This window comes from Leisingera sp. ANG-S5, assembly GCF_000813925.1.
Classification (GTDB): Bacteria; Pseudomonadota; Alphaproteobacteria; order Rhodobacterales; family Rhodobacteraceae; genus Leisingera.
Window position 1 is genome coordinate 1,166 of the sequence record NZ_JWLH01000030.1, and the last position, 321, is coordinate 1,486.

Annotated in this window: 1 protein-coding gene; it reads right to left on the reverse strand. The window is 61.4% G+C overall.

The window, feature by feature from the left end:
* Window positions 1–45 precede the first annotated feature (45 nt).
* Window positions 46–321, reverse strand: a 276-nt coding sequence (locus tag RA25_RS21940) for a proton-translocating transhydrogenase family protein (protein WP_193748001.1), incomplete at its 5' end; no start/stop codon positions are given.

The following is a 321-nucleotide window of genomic DNA, read 5'->3' on the forward strand; positions in this document are numbered from 1 at the left end:
ACATAGGCGGCGGTGGTGAAACCGTAATCCATGTGCCCGGCCTCCTTAAGATTTCTGGAACATGGCGAGCATGCGCCGGGTGACGAGGAAGCCGCCGAAGATGTTGATCCCGGCCATGAAGACCGAAAGCGCGGCCAAGAGGATCACCAGCCAGCTGCCGGAGCCGATCTGCATCAGCGCGCCCAGGATGATGATCGAGGAGATCGCGTTGGTGACCGCCATCAGCGGTGTGTGCAGCGAGTGGGCCACGCCCCAGATCACCTGGAAGCCGACGAAGCAGGCCAGCGCAAAGACGATGAAATGCTGCATGAAGCTGACCGG